14 protein-coding genes and 2 tRNA genes are annotated in these 19,361 nt (G+C 63.4%); 6 read left to right on the top strand and 10 right to left on the bottom strand.

What is annotated here, in order from left to right; all coding sequences use genetic code 11:
- Positions 1 to 55 precede the first annotated feature (55 nt).
- From P0D68_RS09240 to P0D68_RS09220, 5 genes are all read right to left on the bottom strand, one after another.
- A complete protein-coding gene (locus P0D68_RS09240; protein WP_091794780.1) occupies positions 56 to 976 on the bottom strand; it encodes a MaoC family dehydratase in 921 nt (306 codons plus the stop codon).
- A gap of 2 nt (positions 977 to 978) precedes the next feature.
- Positions 979 to 2,394: a 3-oxoacyl-ACP reductase gene (locus P0D68_RS09235; protein ID WP_408293523.1), complete on the bottom strand. Its 1,416-nt coding sequence runs from the start codon at positions 2,392 to 2,394 to the stop codon at positions 979 to 981.
- Positions 2,395 to 2,553: 159 nt separating this feature from the next.
- Entirely contained in the window at positions 2,554 to 5,052 is a 2,499-nt protein-coding gene (locus P0D68_RS09230) for an acyl-CoA dehydrogenase (protein ID WP_408293520.1), read from the bottom strand.
- A gap of 488 nt (positions 5,053 to 5,540) precedes the next feature.
- Positions 5,541 to 6,416 (bottom strand): TetR/AcrR family transcriptional regulator, encoded by an 876-nt coding sequence (locus P0D68_RS09225; protein WP_408293517.1) that lies wholly within the window; start codon positions 6,414 to 6,416, stop codon positions 5,541 to 5,543.
- Between the two features lie 361 nt (positions 6,417 to 6,777).
- Positions 6,778 to 7,998 carry an MFS transporter gene (locus tag P0D68_RS09220; RefSeq protein WP_408185997.1) on the bottom strand — a complete coding sequence of 407 codons (1,221 nt, stop codon included), beginning with the start codon at positions 7,996 to 7,998 and terminating at the stop codon, positions 6,778 to 6,780.
- Positions 7,999 to 8,408: 410 nt separating this feature from the next.
- Here P0D68_RS09220 and P0D68_RS09215 point away from each other — a divergent pair, with 410 nt between their 5' ends.
- Both P0D68_RS09215 and P0D68_RS09210 read left to right on the top strand, forming a co-directional pair.
- Positions 8,409 to 8,783 carry an MAPEG family protein gene (locus P0D68_RS09215; RefSeq protein WP_408182960.1) on the top strand — a complete coding sequence of 125 codons (375 nt, stop codon included), beginning with the start codon at positions 8,409 to 8,411 and terminating at the stop codon, positions 8,781 to 8,783.
- 155 nt (positions 8,784 to 8,938) lie between these two features.
- A complete protein-coding gene (locus tag P0D68_RS09210) occupies positions 8,939 to 10,270 on the top strand; it encodes a chloride channel protein (RefSeq protein ID WP_408182963.1) in 1,332 nt (443 codons plus the stop codon).
- Between the two features lie 144 nt (positions 10,271 to 10,414).
- Here P0D68_RS09210 and P0D68_RS09205 read toward each other — a convergent pair.
- Positions 10,415 to 10,501: transfer RNA gene (locus tag P0D68_RS09205), tRNA-Leu, on the bottom strand.
- A gap of 251 nt (positions 10,502 to 10,752) precedes the next feature.
- Positions 10,753 to 10,839 (bottom strand) — tRNA-Leu (locus tag P0D68_RS09200).
- A 338-nt stretch (positions 10,840 to 11,177) separates the two neighbouring features.
- Here P0D68_RS09200 and rnr point away from each other — a divergent pair.
- The gene (rnr, locus tag P0D68_RS09195; RefSeq protein ID WP_408182966.1) at positions 11,178 to 13,679 is read left to right on the top strand and encodes a ribonuclease R; all 2,502 of its coding nucleotides are present in this window, start codon (positions 11,178 to 11,180) and stop codon (positions 13,677 to 13,679) included.
- Positions 13,680 to 13,866: 187 nt separating this feature from the next.
- Positions 13,867 to 14,610 (top strand): 23S rRNA (guanosine(2251)-2'-O)-methyltransferase RlmB, encoded by a 744-nt coding sequence (rlmB, locus tag P0D68_RS09190; RefSeq protein ID WP_011488090.1) that lies wholly within the window; start codon positions 13,867 to 13,869, stop codon positions 14,608 to 14,610.
- A 194-nt stretch (positions 14,611 to 14,804) separates the two neighbouring features.
- Here rlmB and P0D68_RS09185 read toward each other — a convergent pair whose 3' ends face one another.
- Entirely contained in the window at positions 14,805 to 15,278 is a 474-nt protein-coding gene (locus tag P0D68_RS09185; RefSeq protein WP_408293512.1) for a hypothetical protein, read from the bottom strand.
- Positions 15,279 to 15,280: 2 nt separating this feature from the next.
- Positions 15,281 to 15,553, bottom strand: coding sequence for an aggregation-promoting factor C-terminal-like domain-containing protein (locus tag P0D68_RS09180; RefSeq protein ID WP_459252014.1), 273 nt, complete (start codon positions 15,551 to 15,553; stop codon positions 15,281 to 15,283).
- Positions 15,554 to 15,799: 246 nt separating this feature from the next.
- Between P0D68_RS09180 and rpiA the strand changes: the two genes are divergently transcribed.
- Complete coding sequence (gene rpiA / locus P0D68_RS09175; protein WP_091794751.1) at positions 15,800 to 16,495, top strand: ribose-5-phosphate isomerase RpiA; 696 nt, start codon at positions 15,800 to 15,802, stop codon at positions 16,493 to 16,495.
- A gap of 82 nt (positions 16,496 to 16,577) precedes the next feature.
- Here the strand turns inward: rpiA and P0D68_RS09170 are convergent, their stop codons facing one another.
- Positions 16,578 to 17,906, bottom strand: coding sequence for a glycosyltransferase family 4 protein (locus P0D68_RS09170; RefSeq protein WP_408468299.1), 1,329 nt, complete (start codon positions 17,904 to 17,906; stop codon positions 16,578 to 16,580).
- 168 nt (positions 17,907 to 18,074) lie between these two features.
- Between P0D68_RS09170 and P0D68_RS09165 the strand changes: the two genes are divergently transcribed.
- Positions 18,075 to 19,292, top strand: a complete 1,218-nt coding sequence (locus tag P0D68_RS09165) for a glycosyltransferase family 4 protein (protein ID WP_091794745.1) — start codon at positions 18,075 to 18,077, stop codon at positions 19,290 to 19,292.
- The last annotated feature ends 69 nt before the right edge of the window (positions 19,293 to 19,361 follow it).

Here is a 19,361-nt window from a genome sequence, read left to right as displayed (position 1 = left end):
GAACAACGATTTCAGCCGGTGCTGATTCCATGACTCGATGCACACCGCGCGCACCTCATTGCAGTCTCCACTGCATGCGGCCGCGCAAATGCGGCTTTTGCCCGCTGATGTCGCGCACTTCGATGTCGCGTTCGATCAGCGAAGGCGACGCGCTCCACAGCGACGCTTCGCCTGGCAGCAGCATCGGCAGTTTGAATTCGGCGCTGAGCGTGGCTTCCGCGAGCGGCTTGGGCGGTTGCAGCGCGGAGGCGGCGCGCGCCAGCGTCCACATGCCATGCGCGATGGCGCGCGGAAAACCGAACGCCTTCGCCGACAAAGCGGTCAGATGGATCGGGTTGTAGTCGCCCGATACGCCGGCGTAGTCGCGGCCCAGTTGCGATGCGAGTTGCCAGCGCGCGATGCGTTGCAGCGGTTCGGGGCCGAGTTCGAGCGGATCGAGCGCACTGCCGCTCGCCGGCACGCCGCGCTTCAGATAAACGCTGTCGCCGTCCCACACGGCTTCGCCGCGCCGGTACATGCGAGTATGCAGCACGAACGCCTGGCCTTTGTCGTGGCGCAGTAGCGCGCCGAATTCCACCTCGACGCGCAGCATGTCCTTGTAGGCGAGCGGCCGGCGCAGGCGCACGTGGTTGGCCAGATGCACGAGCCCGAGCGCCGGCCACGGAAACGCCGGGTCGGTCAGCATCAGCAGATGCAGGGGAAAAGCGAGCAGGTGCGGATACGTGAGCGGCACGCCGTGCTCGGGGATGAAGCCGCACACGCGCGCATAGCGCCAGATCGGGCCGGGGTCGAGGGGGACGGCGGGACGCACGAGGCGCAGCGGCGGCAGATGCGTCTCGCGCCCGCGTTTGACGACGCCGGACAACGCGCGCGCATAGAGCTTCGCGGGCGCCGGCAAGGTCTCGATCACGACGGTCTTCGGCCGCGCCGTGTTCGATGCATGACCGCCGCCGAACGGGTGCCCCGGCTCGCTCATGATCACGCTCCAATCAGGCTTTGACCGCACACGCGCACGACCTGGCCGCTCACGCCGGCCGATCCCGGATGCGCGAGCCACGCGATGGTCTGCGCGACGTCGACCGGCTGGCCGCCCTGGCTCATCGAATTCATGCGACGCCCGGCTTCGCGGATGGTCAGCGGAATCTTCGCGGTCATCTGCGTCTCGATGAAGCCGGGTGCCACCGCATTGATCGTGATGCCACGCGCGCGCAGCGACGGCGCCATGCTCTGCACCCGGCCGATCACGCCGGCTTTCGAGGTGGCGTAATTGGTCTGGCCGAGATTGCCGGCAATGCCGCTGATCGACGACACGCCGATGATCCGGCCGCCGTCGCGCAGAATGCCGGCGGCGAGCAGCGCGTCGTCGATCCGCTCCTGCGCGGACAGGTTGATGTCGATCACGCTTTGCCACGCGGCGTCGGTCATCTTCGCGATGGTTTTGTCCTTCGTGATGCCGGCGTTGTGCACGACGATATCCACGCCCTGTTCGTCGAGCGCGGCGGCGATTTGCGCGGGCGCTTCGGGTGCGGCGATGTCGAACGCGAGCGCGGTGCCGTTCAGCTGACGCATGGTCGCGTCGAGCGCCTCGCGCGCTGAAGGAATGTCGATGCCGATCACGTGCGCGCCTTCGGCCGCCAGCACGCTCGCAATCGAGGCGCCGATGCCGCGCGCGGCGCCCGTCACGATCGCGCGCCGGCCCGCGAGCGGCTGCTGCCAGTCGAACGCCGGCATGGCCTCATGGCCCGCGCCGGCAGCGGCGATGCGTACGACCTGACCCGACACATAAGCCGAACGTGGTGACAGAAAGAATCGCAACGTCGCTTCCGCGCCGTTCTCGGCGCCTTGCTCCACATAGACGAGATTGGCGGTGATGCCACGCCGGGCTTCCTTGCCGAGCGAACGCGTGAGGCCTTCGAGCGCGCGCTGCGCGGTCCACTGACGTGGCGTCGCACAGCTTTCCGGCGGCCGTCCCAGCACGATGATGCGCCCGCACTTGCCGAGCGAGCGCAGCGTGTCGTGAAAGAAGCCGTGCAGCGGTTCGAGCTGAGTGCTGTCTTCGATTCCGCTCGCGTCGAACAGCAGGGCCGCGAGCTTGCCTTGCGATGCAGAGTCGGCAGGTTCGAAACGGCCCGTCATGAGACCGTGGCGATTGGCGAGCGGCACCCATAGCCCGGCGCTCTCATGCGCGACGCTCGTCACGCCGATGCTGGCCACGAGATTTGCGAGCGCGTCGAGCAACTGCGGTTCACGGCCCGCACCGATCGCCACCAGGCCGCCGAACTCGGGCTGGTCGGCGCGAAAGCGGCGCAGCACCTCGGGCTTGGGCAGGCCGAGCGAGCGCGCAAGACGCGCGCCGAACGGCGAATTGACGAAGTTCAGATAAGAGTCGTTCATATTATTGGTTGCTCCGCTGGCCACGCCTCGAAGGAAGCCGCCCGCCTCAAAGGGGTTCGTCTTTGGGGAATCGGGGGCGTCGAACGTGTGTCAGTGTGCACCGAGTTCGGCGCACGCGGCGCGCCTTGCCCGGATGTTTTTTTCAGGCCGGCGCAGGGCTCAGGCCGCGAGCTCCAGCGCCTTTTCCAGGGTCTCCTTGCGCTTTTGCAGGTTGGCGAGCATGTCGAAGTCGGCGGGGAAGTCGTCCACCTTCACGACTTGCGCGCCATAACGCGCGTAATCGTCCAGCACGCGGCGCTCGTCGGCGTCGAGCAGGCCTTTTCGCTGCGCCGCGTCGGTCCATGCGGCCAGGTGCGGCAGGCTCTGCGGCATCGGTTCGAGCAGGCCTTGCTTGACCGCTTCACGCAGCTTCTGGTCGATCTGCGTGAAGCGCGGGTTCAGCTCGAACACCAGCTCGCCGTAACCGAGCGCGTCGACATCCGGATGCGGCACGTACGAATCGGACACCAGACGGTTGCGCGCGGCGCCAGGTGTCTGCATGAGTTCCGCGATTTCGCTGCCGAGGCGGTCGGACGGTTCGCGGTGGGGCAGCCCGAACGGGAAGGCGAGCACGCGCACGAGGCCGGCGGCGAGGCGGTTCGGATAGTTGGCGAGCACGCCGTCGAGCGCATGTTGCGCCTTGTACAGCGAATCCTCGACGCCCCAGCGAACCAGCGGCAGGTCTTCTTCCTGACGGCCTTCGTCTTCGAAACGCTTGAGCGTGGCCGAGATCAGGTAAAGCTGCGACAGCACGTCGCCCAAACGCGCGGAGATGCGCTCACGGCGTTTCAGGTCGCCGCCGAGCACGAACATGGAGACATCGGCGAGCAGCGCGAACGCGGTGGACAGGCGCGTGGCCGCACGATAGTAAGCATGCAGCGGTGCATACGCCGTGCGCGGTTTGACGATGAACGCGCCACCCGTCACGCCGTACACGAAACTGCGCACCACGTTGGACAGCGTGAAGCTGACGTGGCCGAAGAACGCCGCGTCGAAATCGCGCAGCGCGCGGGCGCGATCCGTTTCGCGCGTGGCGGCCATTTCCTTCAGCACATACGGATGGCAGCGGATCGCGCCCTGGCCGAAGATGATGAGGCAGCGCGTGAGAATGTTCGCGCCTTCCACGGTGATCGCGATCGGCACCTGCTGGTAGGCGCGCGCGAGAAAGTTCGACGGCCCCATGCAGATGCCCTTGCCGGCGGCGATATCCATGCCGTCGTTGATGACCATGCGGGCGCGCTCGGTGATGTGATATTTGGCGATCGCCGAAATCACCGAGGGCTTTTCGCCGAGATCCACCGCATGCGCCGACAGGCGGCGCGCGGCGTCCATCACGTACAGGTTGCCGCCCATGCGGCCGAGCGCTTCCTGCACGCCCTCGAACTTGCCGACGGCGGTGCGGAACTGGCGACGAACCGCGGCGTAAGCGCCGGTGCCGCGCACGGCGATTTTCGCCATCCCCACATTCGAAGACGGCAGCGAAATCGCCCGGCCCGCGGCCAGACATTCCATCAGCATGCGCCAGCCGTTGCCGATCTGGGCGCGCCCGCCGATCACCCAGTCGAGCGGAATGAAGACGTCCTTGCCCGAGTTCGGGCCGTTCTGGAACACCGCGTTGAGCGGCCAGTGACGGCGGCCGATGTTCACGCCCGGATGGTCGGTCGGAATCAGCGCGCAGGTGATGCCGGGTTCGTTGTCCGTGCCGAGCAGATGGTCGGGATCGAGCGCGCGAAACGCGAGGCCGAGCACGGTGGCGATCGGTCCGAGCGTGATGTAGCGCTTGTCCCACGTCACGCGAAAACCGAGAGTCTCGCGACCTTCGAATGCGCCCTTGCAGACGATGCCGACGTCCGGAATCGCCGCCGCGTCGGAACCCGCGTATGGGCTCGTCAACGCGAAGCAGGGGATTTCCTCGCCGCGTGCGAGGCGCGGCAAATAGTGGTTTTTCTGCTCGTCGGTGCCGTAGTGCATCAGTAACTCGGCCGGGCCGAGCGAGTTCGGCACCATCACCGAAACGGCGGCGGCCGAGCAGCGCGTGGCGAGCTTCATGATGACCTGCGAATGCGCGTAGGCGGAGAACTGCTTGCCGCCGTACTGCTTCGGAATGATCATGCCGAGAAAGCCGCGCTCCTTGATGAACTGCCAGGTGGTCGGCGACAGATCCTGCCAGACCATGGTGGTTTCCCAGTCGTTCGCAAGATCGCACAGCTGCTCGCATTCGACGTCGAGGAACGACTGCTCTTCCGCTGTCAGCGTGGCGGGACCGTAGCCGAGCAGCTTGTCCCAGTGCGGGCGTCCCGAGAACAGTTCGGCGTCCCACCAGACCGTGCCGGCTTCGATCGCATCACGCTCGGTCGGCGACATCTCCGGCAGGATCTTGCGGAAGATGTCGAGCACCGGTTTCGCGAGCCACGCGCGGCGCAGCGGCTTGAGCGCGAGTACGAGAGCAGGCAGGACGAATACGATGGCGAGCAGCGTCGTGGCCAGCGGTCCCGCCGCGCCGCTCACATGCGCGGCCGCGACCCAGACGATCATGAAGGCAAGCCACCAGACGGCGCGTGCCTGAACGTAGACGAGCGCGAAAGCGGCGATGACGAGCACTAGGATGAACCACGGCATGACGTTTCCTCCTGTTTCGATGGTGCGTGCGAACGCATCCACGGGGCGCGGATGGTGCGCGTTCTAATGATTTTGTTTCCGGCGAGCGGGATGCTTTGTCGCGCGTCCGGGTGTTGCCTGCGTTTCGCTTTCCTGTCGAGCCTGCTTCGTTGGCGTGTCGCGTTTGTAGTTCGACAGCGCGGCGACGCTTAGGTGCGGGACTTAGACGTCCCGCTCAGGTTGCTGGTCAGGTTGCTGGTCAGGTCGTTGCTCAGGTATGCAGCGTTCATGATGTCCGGTCGCCTTCCTGCTGAGTGTGTATCGGGAACGTGTTGCTTCTCTGATGCTGACCGGCTCTGTAGGGATTGCCGGTCGAGGATTCTTTCGATGCTGCGGCATGCTTAACGTTGCGTGGGTTGCTTGCATGGTGCGGCGGCGATCCGGTTATTGCCTTGCATGGGCGCTCCGTGCGGACGGCTCACGACAGTGCCGTCCGCGCCGGTTCAACGCTATGCCGTGCCGTGCAACGCCTGCTGAAACGCGCCCGCTTCCATAGTGCCGCCATGCCGTTCGCCTTCCGATACGGACGGAAAGGGCGACGCCGACGCCGATTCGCCCGACTCGCGTGCCGCGCTCGCCGCGCTTTCCGTGCCGTCTCCAGTCGCGCATTCCGAGCCGCCTTCAGTCGCGTCGCCCAGCACCGCGGCGAACACGGCCAGTTGCGAGCCGTCGGGCAGCGGTGCCTTGAGCGCGGCCACCATCAGCGAGGCGAGACGTGCGATGAGCTGCAGATCGTTCATCGACTTGCCTTGCGAAAACTCGGAAAGCAGACTGTCCGTGTCGGTGCCGGCCAGCACGCCCGAGAGCGCGCCGATCGCAAAGTGAAGGCGCCAGCCGAGTTCCTCGCGCGGCAGATGCGGCAGCGCGCGCTGGAACGCATCGAAAAAGCGCACCGCCACGGAAGCGTAATGCCCGTTGAGAAAGTCGCGAATGAACGACGACGGGTCGGTATAAGCGCGGCCGAGCAAACGCAGAAACGCCTTGCCACCCACGCGCGGTTCACGTGACAGGCGCAGCGCCGGAATGAACATTGCGCCGAGCACATGCTCGCAGGTCAGGCGCTCGCCGAGCATGGCGTCGAAGCGGTCGAGCAGCTTGAGCCGTTCCTGATTGAGACGGTCGAGACGGCGTGACAGCATCGAGTGGATCAGCGACTCCTTGCTGCCGAAGTGGTAGTTCACTGCCGCGAGATTCACTTCGGCGCGCGAAGTGATCTGGCGCAGCGACATGGCCTCGTAGCCGCATTCGATAAAAAGCGTTTCGGCGGCGTCGAGGATGCGGGACTTCGTATCGCCGGCATGCCGGCCTGTTGTGCGAACTGCCATGTTGCGTCTCCCAGTTGCCGGGCATCCGGCCCGCAAACAAGCGATTCAAATGTCGATTTGAAACAGCCGTTTTTTTCAGGATAAGAAGGAATGATGCGTGCGAGCAAGGGGTCGGTGTCGACTAACTCCTCTAGAAGACCTGACGAAGGTCGAGCTTTCCCTGCGCGCAGTGCGTCAAACCGCGCGGAAATAAAAAAGGCCGTTCCGATGAAAATCGGAACGGCCTCGTATTGCTTTGCTACCTGTGTTTGGCCCTGCTTCTGTTTGCTGACGCGTGCTTTGCGTCGCAGCGGTTCGAGCCGCCTTTGCAGGCTATTGTGCCTGATAACGCGCCGGCAAAATAGCTGTTTAGTTCGAACGCTTAAAGCTGTGCCGCCACCTGTTTGGCGGACTGCGTCATGTCGATGCCGCGGCGCTCGCGGCTGAACGGGATCAGCGCGGCGATCACCACCGCCACGATGCCGATCACGACCGCCATGATGAGCGCGTAGTTGTTGCCGTGCGCTTCAGCAGCGCTCGCCTGCAACGGGCCGTTGACCGACGCGATCAGATTGCCGAGTTGATACACGAGACCGGGGAACGTCGCGCGAATTTCGTCGGGCGAGATTTCGTTCAGGTGTACCGGAATCACACCCCATGCGCCCTGCACCGAGATCTGCATCAGGAAGGCGCCGAGCGCGAGCAGCACCGGCGTGCTCGAGAATGCCCACAGCGGCAGCACCGGCAACGCGATCAATGCGGCGATGAAGATCGCGCGTTTGCGGCCGATCTTCTCGGACAACGAACCGAAGAACAGGCCGCCGCAAATCGCGCCGACATTCAGCGTGATCGTGATCCACGAGACCGTATGCGCGTCGAACTGATGCTGCACGCGCAGGAAGGTCGGATACAGATCTTGCGAGCCGTGCGAGAAGAAGTTGAACGCGGTCATCAGAACGATCGCGTACAGCGACAGCTTGATGTTCTGCCTGAGCGTGGCGACGAGACCAGGACGCGCTTTCTTTTCGAGCGTCTTGAAGGCGGGCGATTCCGGCACATGCGCGCGTACGTACAGCACGAGCAACGCCGGCAGCACGCCGACGAAAAACATGCCGCGCCAGCCGATGTATTGATAGAACACGCCGAACACGACCGAGGCGAGCAGATAACCGCTCGGATAACCGGCTTGCAGCAGACCCGAGACGATGCCGCGCGATTTCGGCGGCACGGTTTCCATGGTCAATGCGCCACCGACGCCCCATTCGCCGCCCATCGCGATGCCGAACAGCGCGCGCAGCACGAGCAGGGTGGCCAGATTCGGTGAAAAGCCGGAGAGCAATTCCAGTAGCGAGAAGCACGCGATGTTGACCATCAGCGTGGGACGGCGGCCGTACTTGTCGGCGAGCCAGCCGAAAATCAATGCGCCGAGCGGACGCATCATCAAGGTCAACATAATGCCGAAGGCGACTTCGGGGATTTTTGTATTGAACTCCGCCGCGATATCTTTCAATACGAACACCATTAGAAAGAAATCGAATGCGTCGAGTGTCCAGCCCAGATAGGCGGCGATCGTGACGTTTCTCTGTTCCCGTGTCCAGCTCATTGATTGTTCTCCTGAGTCCCCGATATCCCGTGATCGGCCACGGGCGGCTGTGCAGCCCCGTACGCCCCCGTGGCATAGGCTTCGAGCGAGTGTACGCCGACTGTTAAACGCTTGCATGAATGAACGCGCGTTTATCGGTATTAATCCCTGGAGCCAATTTCACGCGGAATGGCGGTACATGTTTATGCGTCGGGTAAATGTAATTATTGTATTAATGGTGTGTGCAATAGAATGCGTAATCTGTAATGTTTTTCGGCTGTCATTGCGGTAATCCGGTCAGTTTGACTTAAGGTAATTCGCTTGCAGGTAGAGGTGACACTCCTGGAATTACGGTTGGCGACGGCGCGCACCGGCAGGTATAACAGCGGCTCGCGCGGCATTCGCGCCGCGCATACAAGGGAGACTAACCAATGACGATTCCGCATATATGCCTGCTCATCGTGGCGCTGCTGCCATTCCCGTGGACCATGCTGGCGAAGGTCAGCAAACGCTACGACAATCGCACGCCGCGTGCTTATCTTGCTAACCTGGAAGGCTGGCGCGCGCGAGCTCATGCGGCGCATCAGAATGCGTGGGAGGCATTGGCCATGTTTACCGCCGCGATCGTCGTAGCCGGACAGGCAGGCGGATCGAGCACGTGGATCAACTGGCTGGCGATCACCTTCGTGGTCACACGGGTGCTGCACGGCGTGCTGTATGTGGCTAACCTGGCGTCGCTCAGGTCGCTGGTCTGGTTCGTCGGTGTCGCGTGCGTGGTGTCGATGTTCTTTGTGTCGGCTCGCTAGGCAAGCGTGAAGGCGCCGCGGCTTTCGCGCGGCGGGTTGGTCCGTCTTATATATGCGCGCAGTGAATCAGTCGAGCTAAAAAATCAATTTGATTCATGTTGCGTCGCGGAATAACATGGTTGGCATTCCACTTGTTTCGCCGTCGCCCACGCGCCATGTCATTCAAATCAATCACTTCCGAGCCAGTACGCCGCGAGCGGAGTCCGTTTGCCGTAGTCGCCGCCGTCACGCTGCTCACGGGTCTCGGCGCCGGTCTCGGCGGCATGCTGCTCGCGTTGCTGCTGCATGGCATTCAGCATCTCGCTTACGGCTACAGCGTGACGCACGTGATCAGCGCGGAGAGTTTTCTGCAGGGCGTAAGCGGCGCCTCGCCTGAACGCCGGCTGCTCGTGCTGACGGTTTGCGGACTCGTGGCCGGGCTCGGCTGGTGGGCGCTGTACCGGTTCGGCCGGCCGCTCGTGAGCATTCGCCAGGCCGTCAAGTCCGACGATCCGCAGATGCCTGTAGCAAGCACGACGGTCCATGCCGTGCTCCAGATCGTCACCGTTGCGCTGGGCTCGCCGCTCGGCCGTGAAGTGGCGCCGCGTGAAATCGGCTCGGCGTTGGCCGGCTGGCTGTCGCGGCGGGCGGGCCTGTCGGTCGCGCAGAGCCGGATCATGGTGGCGTGCGGCGCGGGCGCCGGGCTGGCCGCCGTCTATAACGTGCCGCTCGGCGGCGCGGTGTTCGTGCTCGAAGTGTTGCTGGGCAGCTTCGGCTGGCCCGTTCTGGTGCCGGCCATCGTGGCTTCGTCGGTGGCCGCGCTGGTCGCTCAGGTGGGGCTCGGCAACGAGCATCAATACCTCGTGCCTTCGCTGACGCTGAGTTCGTCGCTCGTGGTGTGGTCCGTGGTGTGCGGTCCGATTTTCGGCGCGGCGGCGTGGAGCTTCGCGGAACTGATGCAACGCTCGCGTGCGGCCGCGCCGAAGAATTGGCGCCTGCCGGTTTTGTCGCTGCTGAACTTTGCGATGATCGGCGTGCTGGCAATGCATTTCCCGCAGTTGCTCGGCAATGGCAAGGGCCCCGCGGGACTGGCATTCGATGGTGGCCTGACCGTGAGTCTTGCCGCGATGCTGCTGGTGCTGAAGGTGGTGATCACCGCGAGCAGTCTGCGGGCAGGCGCGGAGGGTGGCTTGCTCACGCCGGGGCTTGCGAACGGTGCGTTGCTGGCGATCGTGCTCGGCGGATTGTGGAGCGTCGTGTGGCCGGGGGCGTCGCTGGGCGCATTCGCGGTGGTCGGCGCGACGGCATTTCTCGCCGCCTCGATGCAAATGCCGATCACGGCCGTGGTGCTGATGTTCGAATTCACCCGCGTGAGCCAGGATTTTCTGATTCCCGTTCTGTTCGCCGTGGGCGGCGCACTGCTGGGGTTTCGCGCGTGTGCGAAGTGGGTGCCGGCGTTGCAGTCGAGCTTTGGCTTGAACTGGAGCGGGGCAGGTAAAGCGCGATGAGGATTCAGCCTTTGGCCGGGTGGCATGTTGAATGTCACTCTGCCGCAGGCGAAGTTGGGCAGGCATCAAGAAGCGTCGCCAGAAACAAAAAACCCCGCGAAGCGCAAAGGCTCAACGGGGTGTTTCGTTTCACTTGAAGAGGGGTGGTGCCCAGGAGAGGACTCGAACCTCCACGGTGTTGCCACCGCTAGGACCTGAACCTAGTGCGTCTACCAATTCCGCCACCTGGGCACGTCTTCAAGCTAGACCGCTATTTTAGCGTGATGATGCAGCGTGTCAATCCCTACATGCAAACTAACTTCGCTTCACTCAACCGCCCGGATAAGTCGTGCAGCGAAGCGATACTTCACCGCTCAACAACCGTCCTGCAGACTACCTCCAACTACCTCTTAACCACGCAATCCACTCCGATCAACCGGAAGCGGATCACCAGGTCTCACACAAAAAGTAAAGCCGCTCGTAAGCGGCTTTACTTTTGAATCTGGTGCCCAAGAGAGGACTCGAACCTCCACAGTGTTGCCACCGCTAGGACCTGAACCTAGTGCGTCTACCAATTTCGCCACCTGGGCAGGTGATGAACAGCAAAGAACGCCATTATAGCGACAGATTAGGGCCTGTCAAGCGTTTCTCAAAACTTGCTTAAACATGGCGACGACGTGCCTGCAAGCGCTTCACAGCAACTGCCCAACGACTATTGTTGGGGCCGCTTGGCGCGCAATACGGGTGTTAGAATGCCTCGCAGTAGTTCGTTGGCACGGTGCACACGCCCGTCGGACTCAGCCTTGAACGAGCCGGACCCGAGCAGTCTTTTCTGTGCATTTGCAGGTGCAATTCAAGCGCGGTTCAAGCGCAACCGAAGCGCACCGTCATCGCTTCCTAGACCGAGCCACATCGCCGACCGACGTCCATGCAACGAGAAAAAATCATCGATAAGCCCTTGAGCAAATTTCCGTATCCGATTCCAAGCCGCGAAGAAATCCTGGGCGTCCTGCGCACGAGTGAAGCGCCGCTTGCCGCGAACGACATCGCCGAAGCGCTGTCGATCAAGCGCCAGGAGCGCGAAGGATTTTTCAAGCGCTTAGGCGCGATGGAGCGCGACGGCCAGATCCGGCTCGATCAGCGCAATCTCTATCAACTGACTCATCCGTCGAACTTCGTTGCGGGCCGCGTGCAAGGCCATCGCGACGGCTACGGTTTTCTGATTCGCGACGACGGTCAGGACGATCTGTTCCTGCCCACCGGCGAAATGCAGAAGGTCATGCACAACGACCGCGTGCTCGCGCGCATCGTCGGCTATGACCGGCGCGGCCGGCCGGAAGGGCACATCGTCGAGGTCACGGACCGCGCCAACAAGCGCGTGATCGGCCGCCTGCTCAACGAGAACGGCGCGCTGATCGTCGCGCCTGAAGACAAGCGCATCGGCCACGACATTCTGATCACGCAGAACACCAAGAAGGCCAAGGTCGGCCAGGTGGTGGTGGTCGAGTTGACCGATTTCCCGAGCCGTCATTCGCAGCCGCTCGGCCGCGTGGTGGAAGTGCTCGGCGATATCGACGACCCCGGCATGGAAATCGAAATCGCGGTGCGCAAATACGGCGTGCCGCACGAATTCAGCCAGGCCGCGCTCGACGAAGCCTCGCGCTTGCCCGACGAAGTGCGTCCGGTCGACGCGCGTCATCGCATCGATCTGCGCGACGTGCCGCTCGTCACGATCGACGGCGAAGACGCCCGCGACTTCGACGATGCCGTGTACTGCGAGCCGGTTCAGGTGGGCCGTGGCGAGGGCTTCCGGCTGATCGTTGCAATCGCGGACGTCTCGCACTACGTGCACCCGAAGAGCGGGCTCGACGCCGACGCGATCGAGCGCAGCACCTCGGTGTATTTCCCGCGCCGCGTGATCCCCATGCTGCCGGAGAAACTGTCGAACGGCTTGTGCTCGCTGAATCCGAACGTCGACCGTTGTGTGCTGGTGTGCGACATGATCGTCACCGCGCGCGGCGAAGTGAAGGCGTATCAGTTCTATCCCGGCGTGATGCACTCGGCGGCGCGGCTCACCTATACGGAAGTCGCCGCGGTCCTGAAGAACACCAAGGGTCCGGAGGCCGCGCGCCGCGCCGCGCTGCTGCCGCAACTGCAGAATCTGTACGGCGTGTACAAGTCGCTGTTCGCCGCGCGCCAGAAACGCGGCGCGATCGACTTCGATACGACCGAGACGTACATCGTCTGCAATGCGCAGGGCAAGATCGAACAGATCATTCCGCGCACCCGCAACGACGCGCACAAGCTGATCGAGGAGTGCATGCTGGCCGCGAACGTCTGCGCGGCCGACTTCCTCAAGCGCAACAAACATCCGGGGCTGTTCCGTGTACACGCCGGACCGACCGCGGAAAAGCTCGAGAATCTGCGCACCTTCCTGCGCGGCATGGGCCTCACACTCAACGGTGGCGAGACGCCGCACGCAAGCGATTACGCCGCGCTGATGGCGCAGATCCGCGAGCGGCCCGACGCGCAGATGCTGCAAACCATGCTGCTGCGCTCCATGCAGCAGGCCGTCTACAGCCCGGACAACATCGGCCACTTCGGTCTCGCGTACGAGGCGTATGCGCACTTCACGAGCCCGATTCGCCGTTATCCCGATCTGCTCACGCACCGCGCGATCTACGCGATCCTGCAGGGCCGCAAATATCAGCCGGAGCCGCCGCAAGGCGTCGAGTTGAATACGGCGCTCTCGCCGCGCGCTCGCGCCATGCAGCAGGCCGACGACGAAAAACGCGGCCGCGTGCGCGGCAACAACGTGGCGATCTGGGAAGAGCTCGGTCTGCATTGCTCGGCCAACGAACGCCGCGCCGACGAAGCCTCGCGCGACGTCGAAGCGTGGCTGAAGTGCTACTTCATGCGCGACAAACTCGGCGAAGAGTATGGCGGCATGGTGAATGGCGTCACGTCGTTCGGCATTTTCGTGCAGCTCGACTCGCTGTTTATTGAAGGCCTCGTGCACGTCACGGAACTCGGCTCGGACTACTTCCAGTACGACGAGATCAAGAACGAGTTGCGCGGCGAGCGCACCGGCATTCGTTATCGTCTGTCGGATCGTGTCCGGGTGCAGGTGAGCCGCGTGGATCTCGACGCACGCAAGATCGACTTCCGGCTCGTGCGCGACACGCCGATCAAGCCGCCTTTGGTGCGCGGGCCGGCGGCCGACAAGTCATCCGGTGAAAACGGCGGTGCACGCGTGCGTGCGTTGCCGCCGGCGGAAGGTGGCGCGGCCGCGCCGGGCGCGCGCCGCAAGAAGCCTGCGCCCGCGCAAACCGCAGCGGTGAAGGAAGCACGCGCGGCGCGCGGCGCGGCGAAGAAGCATGGCGCCGCGACCAAATCGGCGTCGAAACCGCAGGCACGCAAGAAGCGCTGAAGTCGCCTGACTGCTTGAACCGCGCGCATCGGGCACGTAGCAACGTGCCGGTTGCGCGCGGTCTGCATTTAATCGCAGCTCGGGCATCCGACTGCGGCAAGCAGGCGCGGTAAACAGATTCGCACAGGTTCATATTCATCACAGCAGCGCGCGTTGCATGCGCGCTCAATCAAAGGTTGTATCAGTTATGGCACGTCTCAAGGTTCTATACGGTTTCCACGCAGTGACGGCACGTATCCGGCATGATGCGTCGACGGTCGAAGATGTCTACTACGACGCGACGCGCAAAGACCGCCGCATGACCGAATTCCTGCACGCGGCGAAAGAAGCCGGCGTGCGCCTGATCGCCGCCGACGAAACGCGTCTGTGGGGCCTCGCGCACACCGAGCGCCACCAGGGCGTGGTCGCGCGCGCGGGTGACATGCCGCTCGCGCAGAATCTGGCTGAGTTGCTCGACGGCATCAACGGTTCGCCGCTGATTCTCGTGCTCGACGGCGTGACCGATCCGCACAACCTCGGCGCGTGTCTGCGTGTTGCCGACGCCGCCGGCGCGCACGCGGTGATCGCACCGCGCGATCGCGCGGTCGGTTTGAACGCGACGGCCGCGAAGGTGGCGAGCGGCGCGGCCGACACCGTGCCGTACATCACGGTGACGAATCTGGCGCGCGCGCTGCGTGAGTTGAAGGACGCGGGGGTGTGGGTCGTCGGCACGGCCGGCGAGGCCACCAAGAGCCTCTACGACACGGAACTGGACGGTCCGGTGGCACTGGTGATGGGCGCCGAAGGCGAGGGCATGCGCCGCCTCACGCGCGACACCTGCGACGTGGTCATGCAGATCCCGATGGCGGGCACGGTCGAAAGCCTGAATGTGTCGGTGGCAAGCGGGGTTTGTCTGTTCGAAGCGGTGCGTCAGCGGTCGGTGAAGAAGTAACGCCGATAAAGCAAGAGCTTGCGCAAGTTCAAGCAGCCGCTTTCCGGACAGTAGCGATTGAAGTGGTCTGCAACTGTCCGGCGAGTGAGTGGCAAATGCAAGCCGGGTTACGACGCGCGTGTGCTGGCTCGAGTGCCGCAAACACGCGCGGTTTCGTCAGTGCTTCGTTTTCCCGGCCGCCCTGTCCCGTTCGATTACGACGCAACTTTTTCAACGGCCTTTACCAGCGTGAATCCGGCGCTGTCCAGGCGGTAATAGTACACACCGGCGCCTGCCTCATTCCGGCTTCCGTGGACGATGATCAGGCTGCTGTCGCGTTTGAACTCGATCGGTTCGCTTATATCGCTGTCCCAGCAACACACGGTAAAGGGAAGCCACGCCACCTTTCCTGTCTTCGCATCAATTGCGACCGTTTGAATGCAGGACGCGCCGCATCCCCAACCGGCGAGCGTATAGTGCCCCGCAAAATTCGGACGCTGACCACTTAACTCGCGTAGTCGAGTGGCGAATTTTCTATCTCGGGAAGAGATAATTCTGACTTTCGACGGTTTGCCATTAAATACGTCTGTGGCGGGAAAATCGTTAAATTGGGGCGCCGCTTCATCAGCGTAGGACTGCCGGATAGAGAAAGCCGACAACGCAAGAAACGCAAAAAATAGCTTTTTCATTTTCAATAGCAGTGGTGTTTTTCCCAGAACTTCCTGGCCATCTGCGCCGTGTGATATTGGCCGAAGATGTAGTGAATTCCGCCCTGGCATTCTTCGATGGCGTTGCCGAACGATTTTTCACCGTTTGGATTCAAGCTGTACTGCGGGCGTAGCAGTTGAAACAGGCCCCGCGCAGTTGATTCAGTATTGCGTGCATTGACAACGCCGTCCGACTCCTGCGCCATGATCCAAAGGAGATCGTTAAAATCCGTCAGTGGCACCCCCTCTAGCGACATAGCCGACCGTAGGGCATTTTGCGACGAAACTGGCAAAGTTGTCGGGTCTTTCGCTACCCAACCTTTTTTCTTGTGTTTTGTCTCGCGATGATTGTGTGCATGCTGCTCATGCGGTCAACTTGCCCTATCCACTCGGTTCCACCGGCTGGACGCAGTGCGGCAGCCCCCGCCGAAGAAGTATTCCCGACGGGCGCTCGCGCGCCACTCCGGTAAACTAGCGGTTTTTACTGCTCGCCTGCCTCTCCCATGACTCAAGACGAACTCAAGCAACTGGTCGGCCAGGCCGCCGCCGACTACGTGAACGCCAACGTGCCCGAAGGCTCGGTGATCGGCGTCGGCACCGGCTCGACCGCGAACTGTTTCATCGACGCGCTGGCCGCCGACAAGACGCGCTATCGCGGCGCGGTGTCGAGTTCGCTCGCCACCACCGCGCGGCTGCAATCGCACGGCTTCAAGGTGCTCGACCTCAACGAAATCGATTCGCTGCCGGTGTATGTGGACGGCGCCGACGAGATCGACCACAGCGGCGCGATGATCAAGGGCGGCGGCGGCGCGCTGACGCGCGAGAAGATCGTCGCGTCGGTGTCGGACGTGTTCGTGTGCATCGCGGACGCGAGCAAGCTGGTCGAGACGCTCGGCAATTTCCCGCTGCCGATCGAAGTGGTGCCGATGGCGCGTACCGCGATCGGCCGCCGCGTCACGGCGCTTGGCGGCGTGCCCGTGGTGCGCGTCACGAAAGAGGGCGTGCCGTTCATTACCGACAACGGCAATGAAATCATCGACGTCAAGGGTTTGCGCATCAGCGACCCGCGCACGCTGGAAACCCATATCAACGCATGGCCGGGCGTGGTGACGGTGGGCCTGTTCGCCACCCGTGGCGCGGATTTGTGCATGCTCGGCACGGATACCGGCGTCGAGACGATTCAGTACAGCAAGGGTTGAGCAACGCTGTCTGAGTGCCGCGCGCGAGCCTGGGTCAACCGGCTCGCGTCGGTGTCGGGCATGGAGTTCGCAACGACAAGCGTTAGCGGGCGGCTTGCCTGATTTCTTGCGTCATCCGCTGCAAATACTGCTCCACTGAAAATTCCGTTTGTGCGTCGGTCAGCGCCTGTTGTGCAAGGCGCTGCGCCAAGGCCGGATCGGCGCGCAACGCGCCGATCGCGTCAGCCAACGCGGTGGCGTCGCCCGGTTTCACCAGCCAGCCATTGCGCCCGTGCCGCACGATCTCGGTCACGCCCCCGGCCGCCGAGGCGATCACCGGGCGTCCCGCCGCCATCCCTTCGACGACCACCCGCCCGAACGGCTCGGGTTCGGTGGATGTGTGCAGGATCACGTCCATCGCTTTCATCCACGCGGGCACGTCGTCCTGAAAGCCCGCAAAGTGCACGCGATCCGTCACGCCGAGCGCCGCGGCCTGCTCGCGCAGGCGCTGCGCGTAGGCTTCCTCGCCGAACAGCGGTGCGCCCACCAGCACGAGATGCGCGTCCGGCAGGCGCGCGAGCGCGTCGAGCGCGATATGCTGGCCTTTCCACGGTGCGAGGCGGCCGAACAGGCCCGCTATCCATGCCTCTTCCGGCAGGCCGAGACGCCGCCGCAATGCGGCCATGTCGCTGCCGTTCACCCGGCTGAACGCGGCGGCGTCGATGCCGTTGTAGACGACCGGCGCCGAGCCGGCCGCGATACCAGTCAACGCCGCGAGCGAGCGCGCCGACGCCTGCGAATTCACCACCACGTGATCGACCGCGATCCGCACGAGCCATTTGACGACACTCAACTGTACGCGCCCGAAATGCTCGCGCGTGAGAATGTCGTGCTGATACCAGATCACCGGTTTGCGATGCAGCGGTTTGCCGAGCGCGCCGAGCACCAGCGCTTTTTGCGTGTTGAGAAACAGCACGTCGAACTGTCGTGCGCGCGTTGCGATCGCACGCACCTGACGCAGGATGCCGGGCACGACGCGCAGACAGCTCAACACGGACGCTTGCCGCTCGACGTTCGAAACCAGCGCGTCGTTGATCACCTGGACGCGCACGCCGAGTGTTTCGAGGCGCGCGCGAAACGGACCATCGGAAAGCAGCACGACTTCGCTGCGCGCAGCGCAATGGTGCGCCAGTTGCAGCAGCGCGAATTCAGCGCCGCCGAGCTGTCCGCTCTGATCGACGAACAGCACGCGCGGTATCGCGGGCGTTGCGCCAATTGCCGTCGGCGAGGCAGGTGCAGATGCAGATGCGGACGCAGGTGCGGACGCGCCAGCAGGATCGATCAGCGCGGGCTGAACCCGCGGCAAGGAATGCGCAAGCGGGGAGCGTGGAGCAAGAGGGGCGAGAGGCGTGGCGTCGATGGTCGGGCGCATAGGAAGGCGAAGTAATGGAACGCGCAGGTTCGCAATAGGCGAATGGCGATGCTTGATTATTCGTCTACAGTCGCGCGCCGAATGTGGGCACGCGCACGCACAGCTAACGATGCGCCACATACACTCGTTACCAGGCCCAAGAGGCATTAATTAAAAAACGGGGTGATCATGAAAGTGGCGATCGTGCACGACTGGCTGGTCGCGCCGGGCGGGGCGGAGAAGGTGCTTGAGCAGATCATCGAGTGCTTTCCCGACGCGGATCTTTTCAGTCTTGTCGATTTCCTTAAAGACCGTAGACCTTTGGGCGGCAAGCCCGTGACGACTTCATTCATTCAGCATTTGCCGTTCGCACGACGCCACTATCGCACCTATTTGCCGCTGATGCCGCTTGCCGTCGAACAATTCGATCTGTCCGGCTACGATCTGATCATTACGAGTTCCTATGCGGTCGCCAAGGGCGTGCTGGTCGGCCCGGATCAGACGCATGTGAGCTACGTGCATTCACCGATGCGCTACGCGTGGGATCTGCAGCATCAGTACCTACGCGAAGCGAATCTGACGCATGGACTGAAGTCGTGGGCCGCGCGCGCGCTGCTCCATTACCTGCGCGGCTGGGATTCGCACTCGGCCAACGGCGTGGACCGTTTGATCGCCAACTCGCAGTTCGTGGCGCGCCGCATGATGAAGACTTATCGGCGCGATGCGGCCGTGATTCCACCGCCCGTCGACGTACACGAATTCGAGCTGTGCACGCGCAAGGAAGACTTTTATCTGACCGCTTCACGGATGGTGCCTTACAAGCGCATCGATCTGATTGTCGAGACGTTCAACGCCACGCCGCACCGCAAGCTGATCGTGATCGGCGACGGGCCGGAGATGGCGGCGATTCGCGCCAAGGCGCGTTCGAATGTGACGATCCTCGGCTATCAGCCGTTCGAGGTCCTGAAGGATCATCTGCAACGCGCGCGAGCCTTTGTATTCGCCGCGGAAGAGGATTTCGGCATCGTCGCGCTCGAAGCGCAGGCCTGCGGCACGCCGGTCATTGCATTCGGCAAAGGCGGTGCGCTCGAAACCGTGGTGCCGATCGGCGAGGCGCATCCCACCGGCGTGTATTTCGCGCGCCAGACCGTGGTGTCGATGCTCGACGCGATCGCCCGCTTCGAGCGTCAGTGCGAGCAGATCACGCCGGCGGCGTGCCGCGCGAACGCGGAGCGTTTTTCGGCGGCGGTATTCCGGCGCGCGTTCATGGCGGAGGTGACGCGCACGATCGCGGCGGCCGGGCTGCGCCATCGCGTCGGGATGGTCGAGCGGGCCGAACCCGATCTGGCCACCCAGGAGATCCGGTGGCCCGCCGAACCGGCGCCGAAAAGCAGTTGGGGCCGCTGACGGGCTCGAACGTGAGCTCGTCAGCTGGGCCGGTATGGGTTGGGGGAACGGCCCGGAGAAGCGCCGGGC

It is taken from the genome of Paraburkholderia sp. RL17-380-BIE-A (assembly GCF_046028085.1).
In the GTDB taxonomy this organism is placed as follows: domain Bacteria; phylum Pseudomonadota; class Gammaproteobacteria; order Burkholderiales; family Burkholderiaceae; genus Paraburkholderia.
Note: the sequence above shows the minus strand (reverse complement) of the source record. Positions and strands in the feature narration are given on the sequence as shown.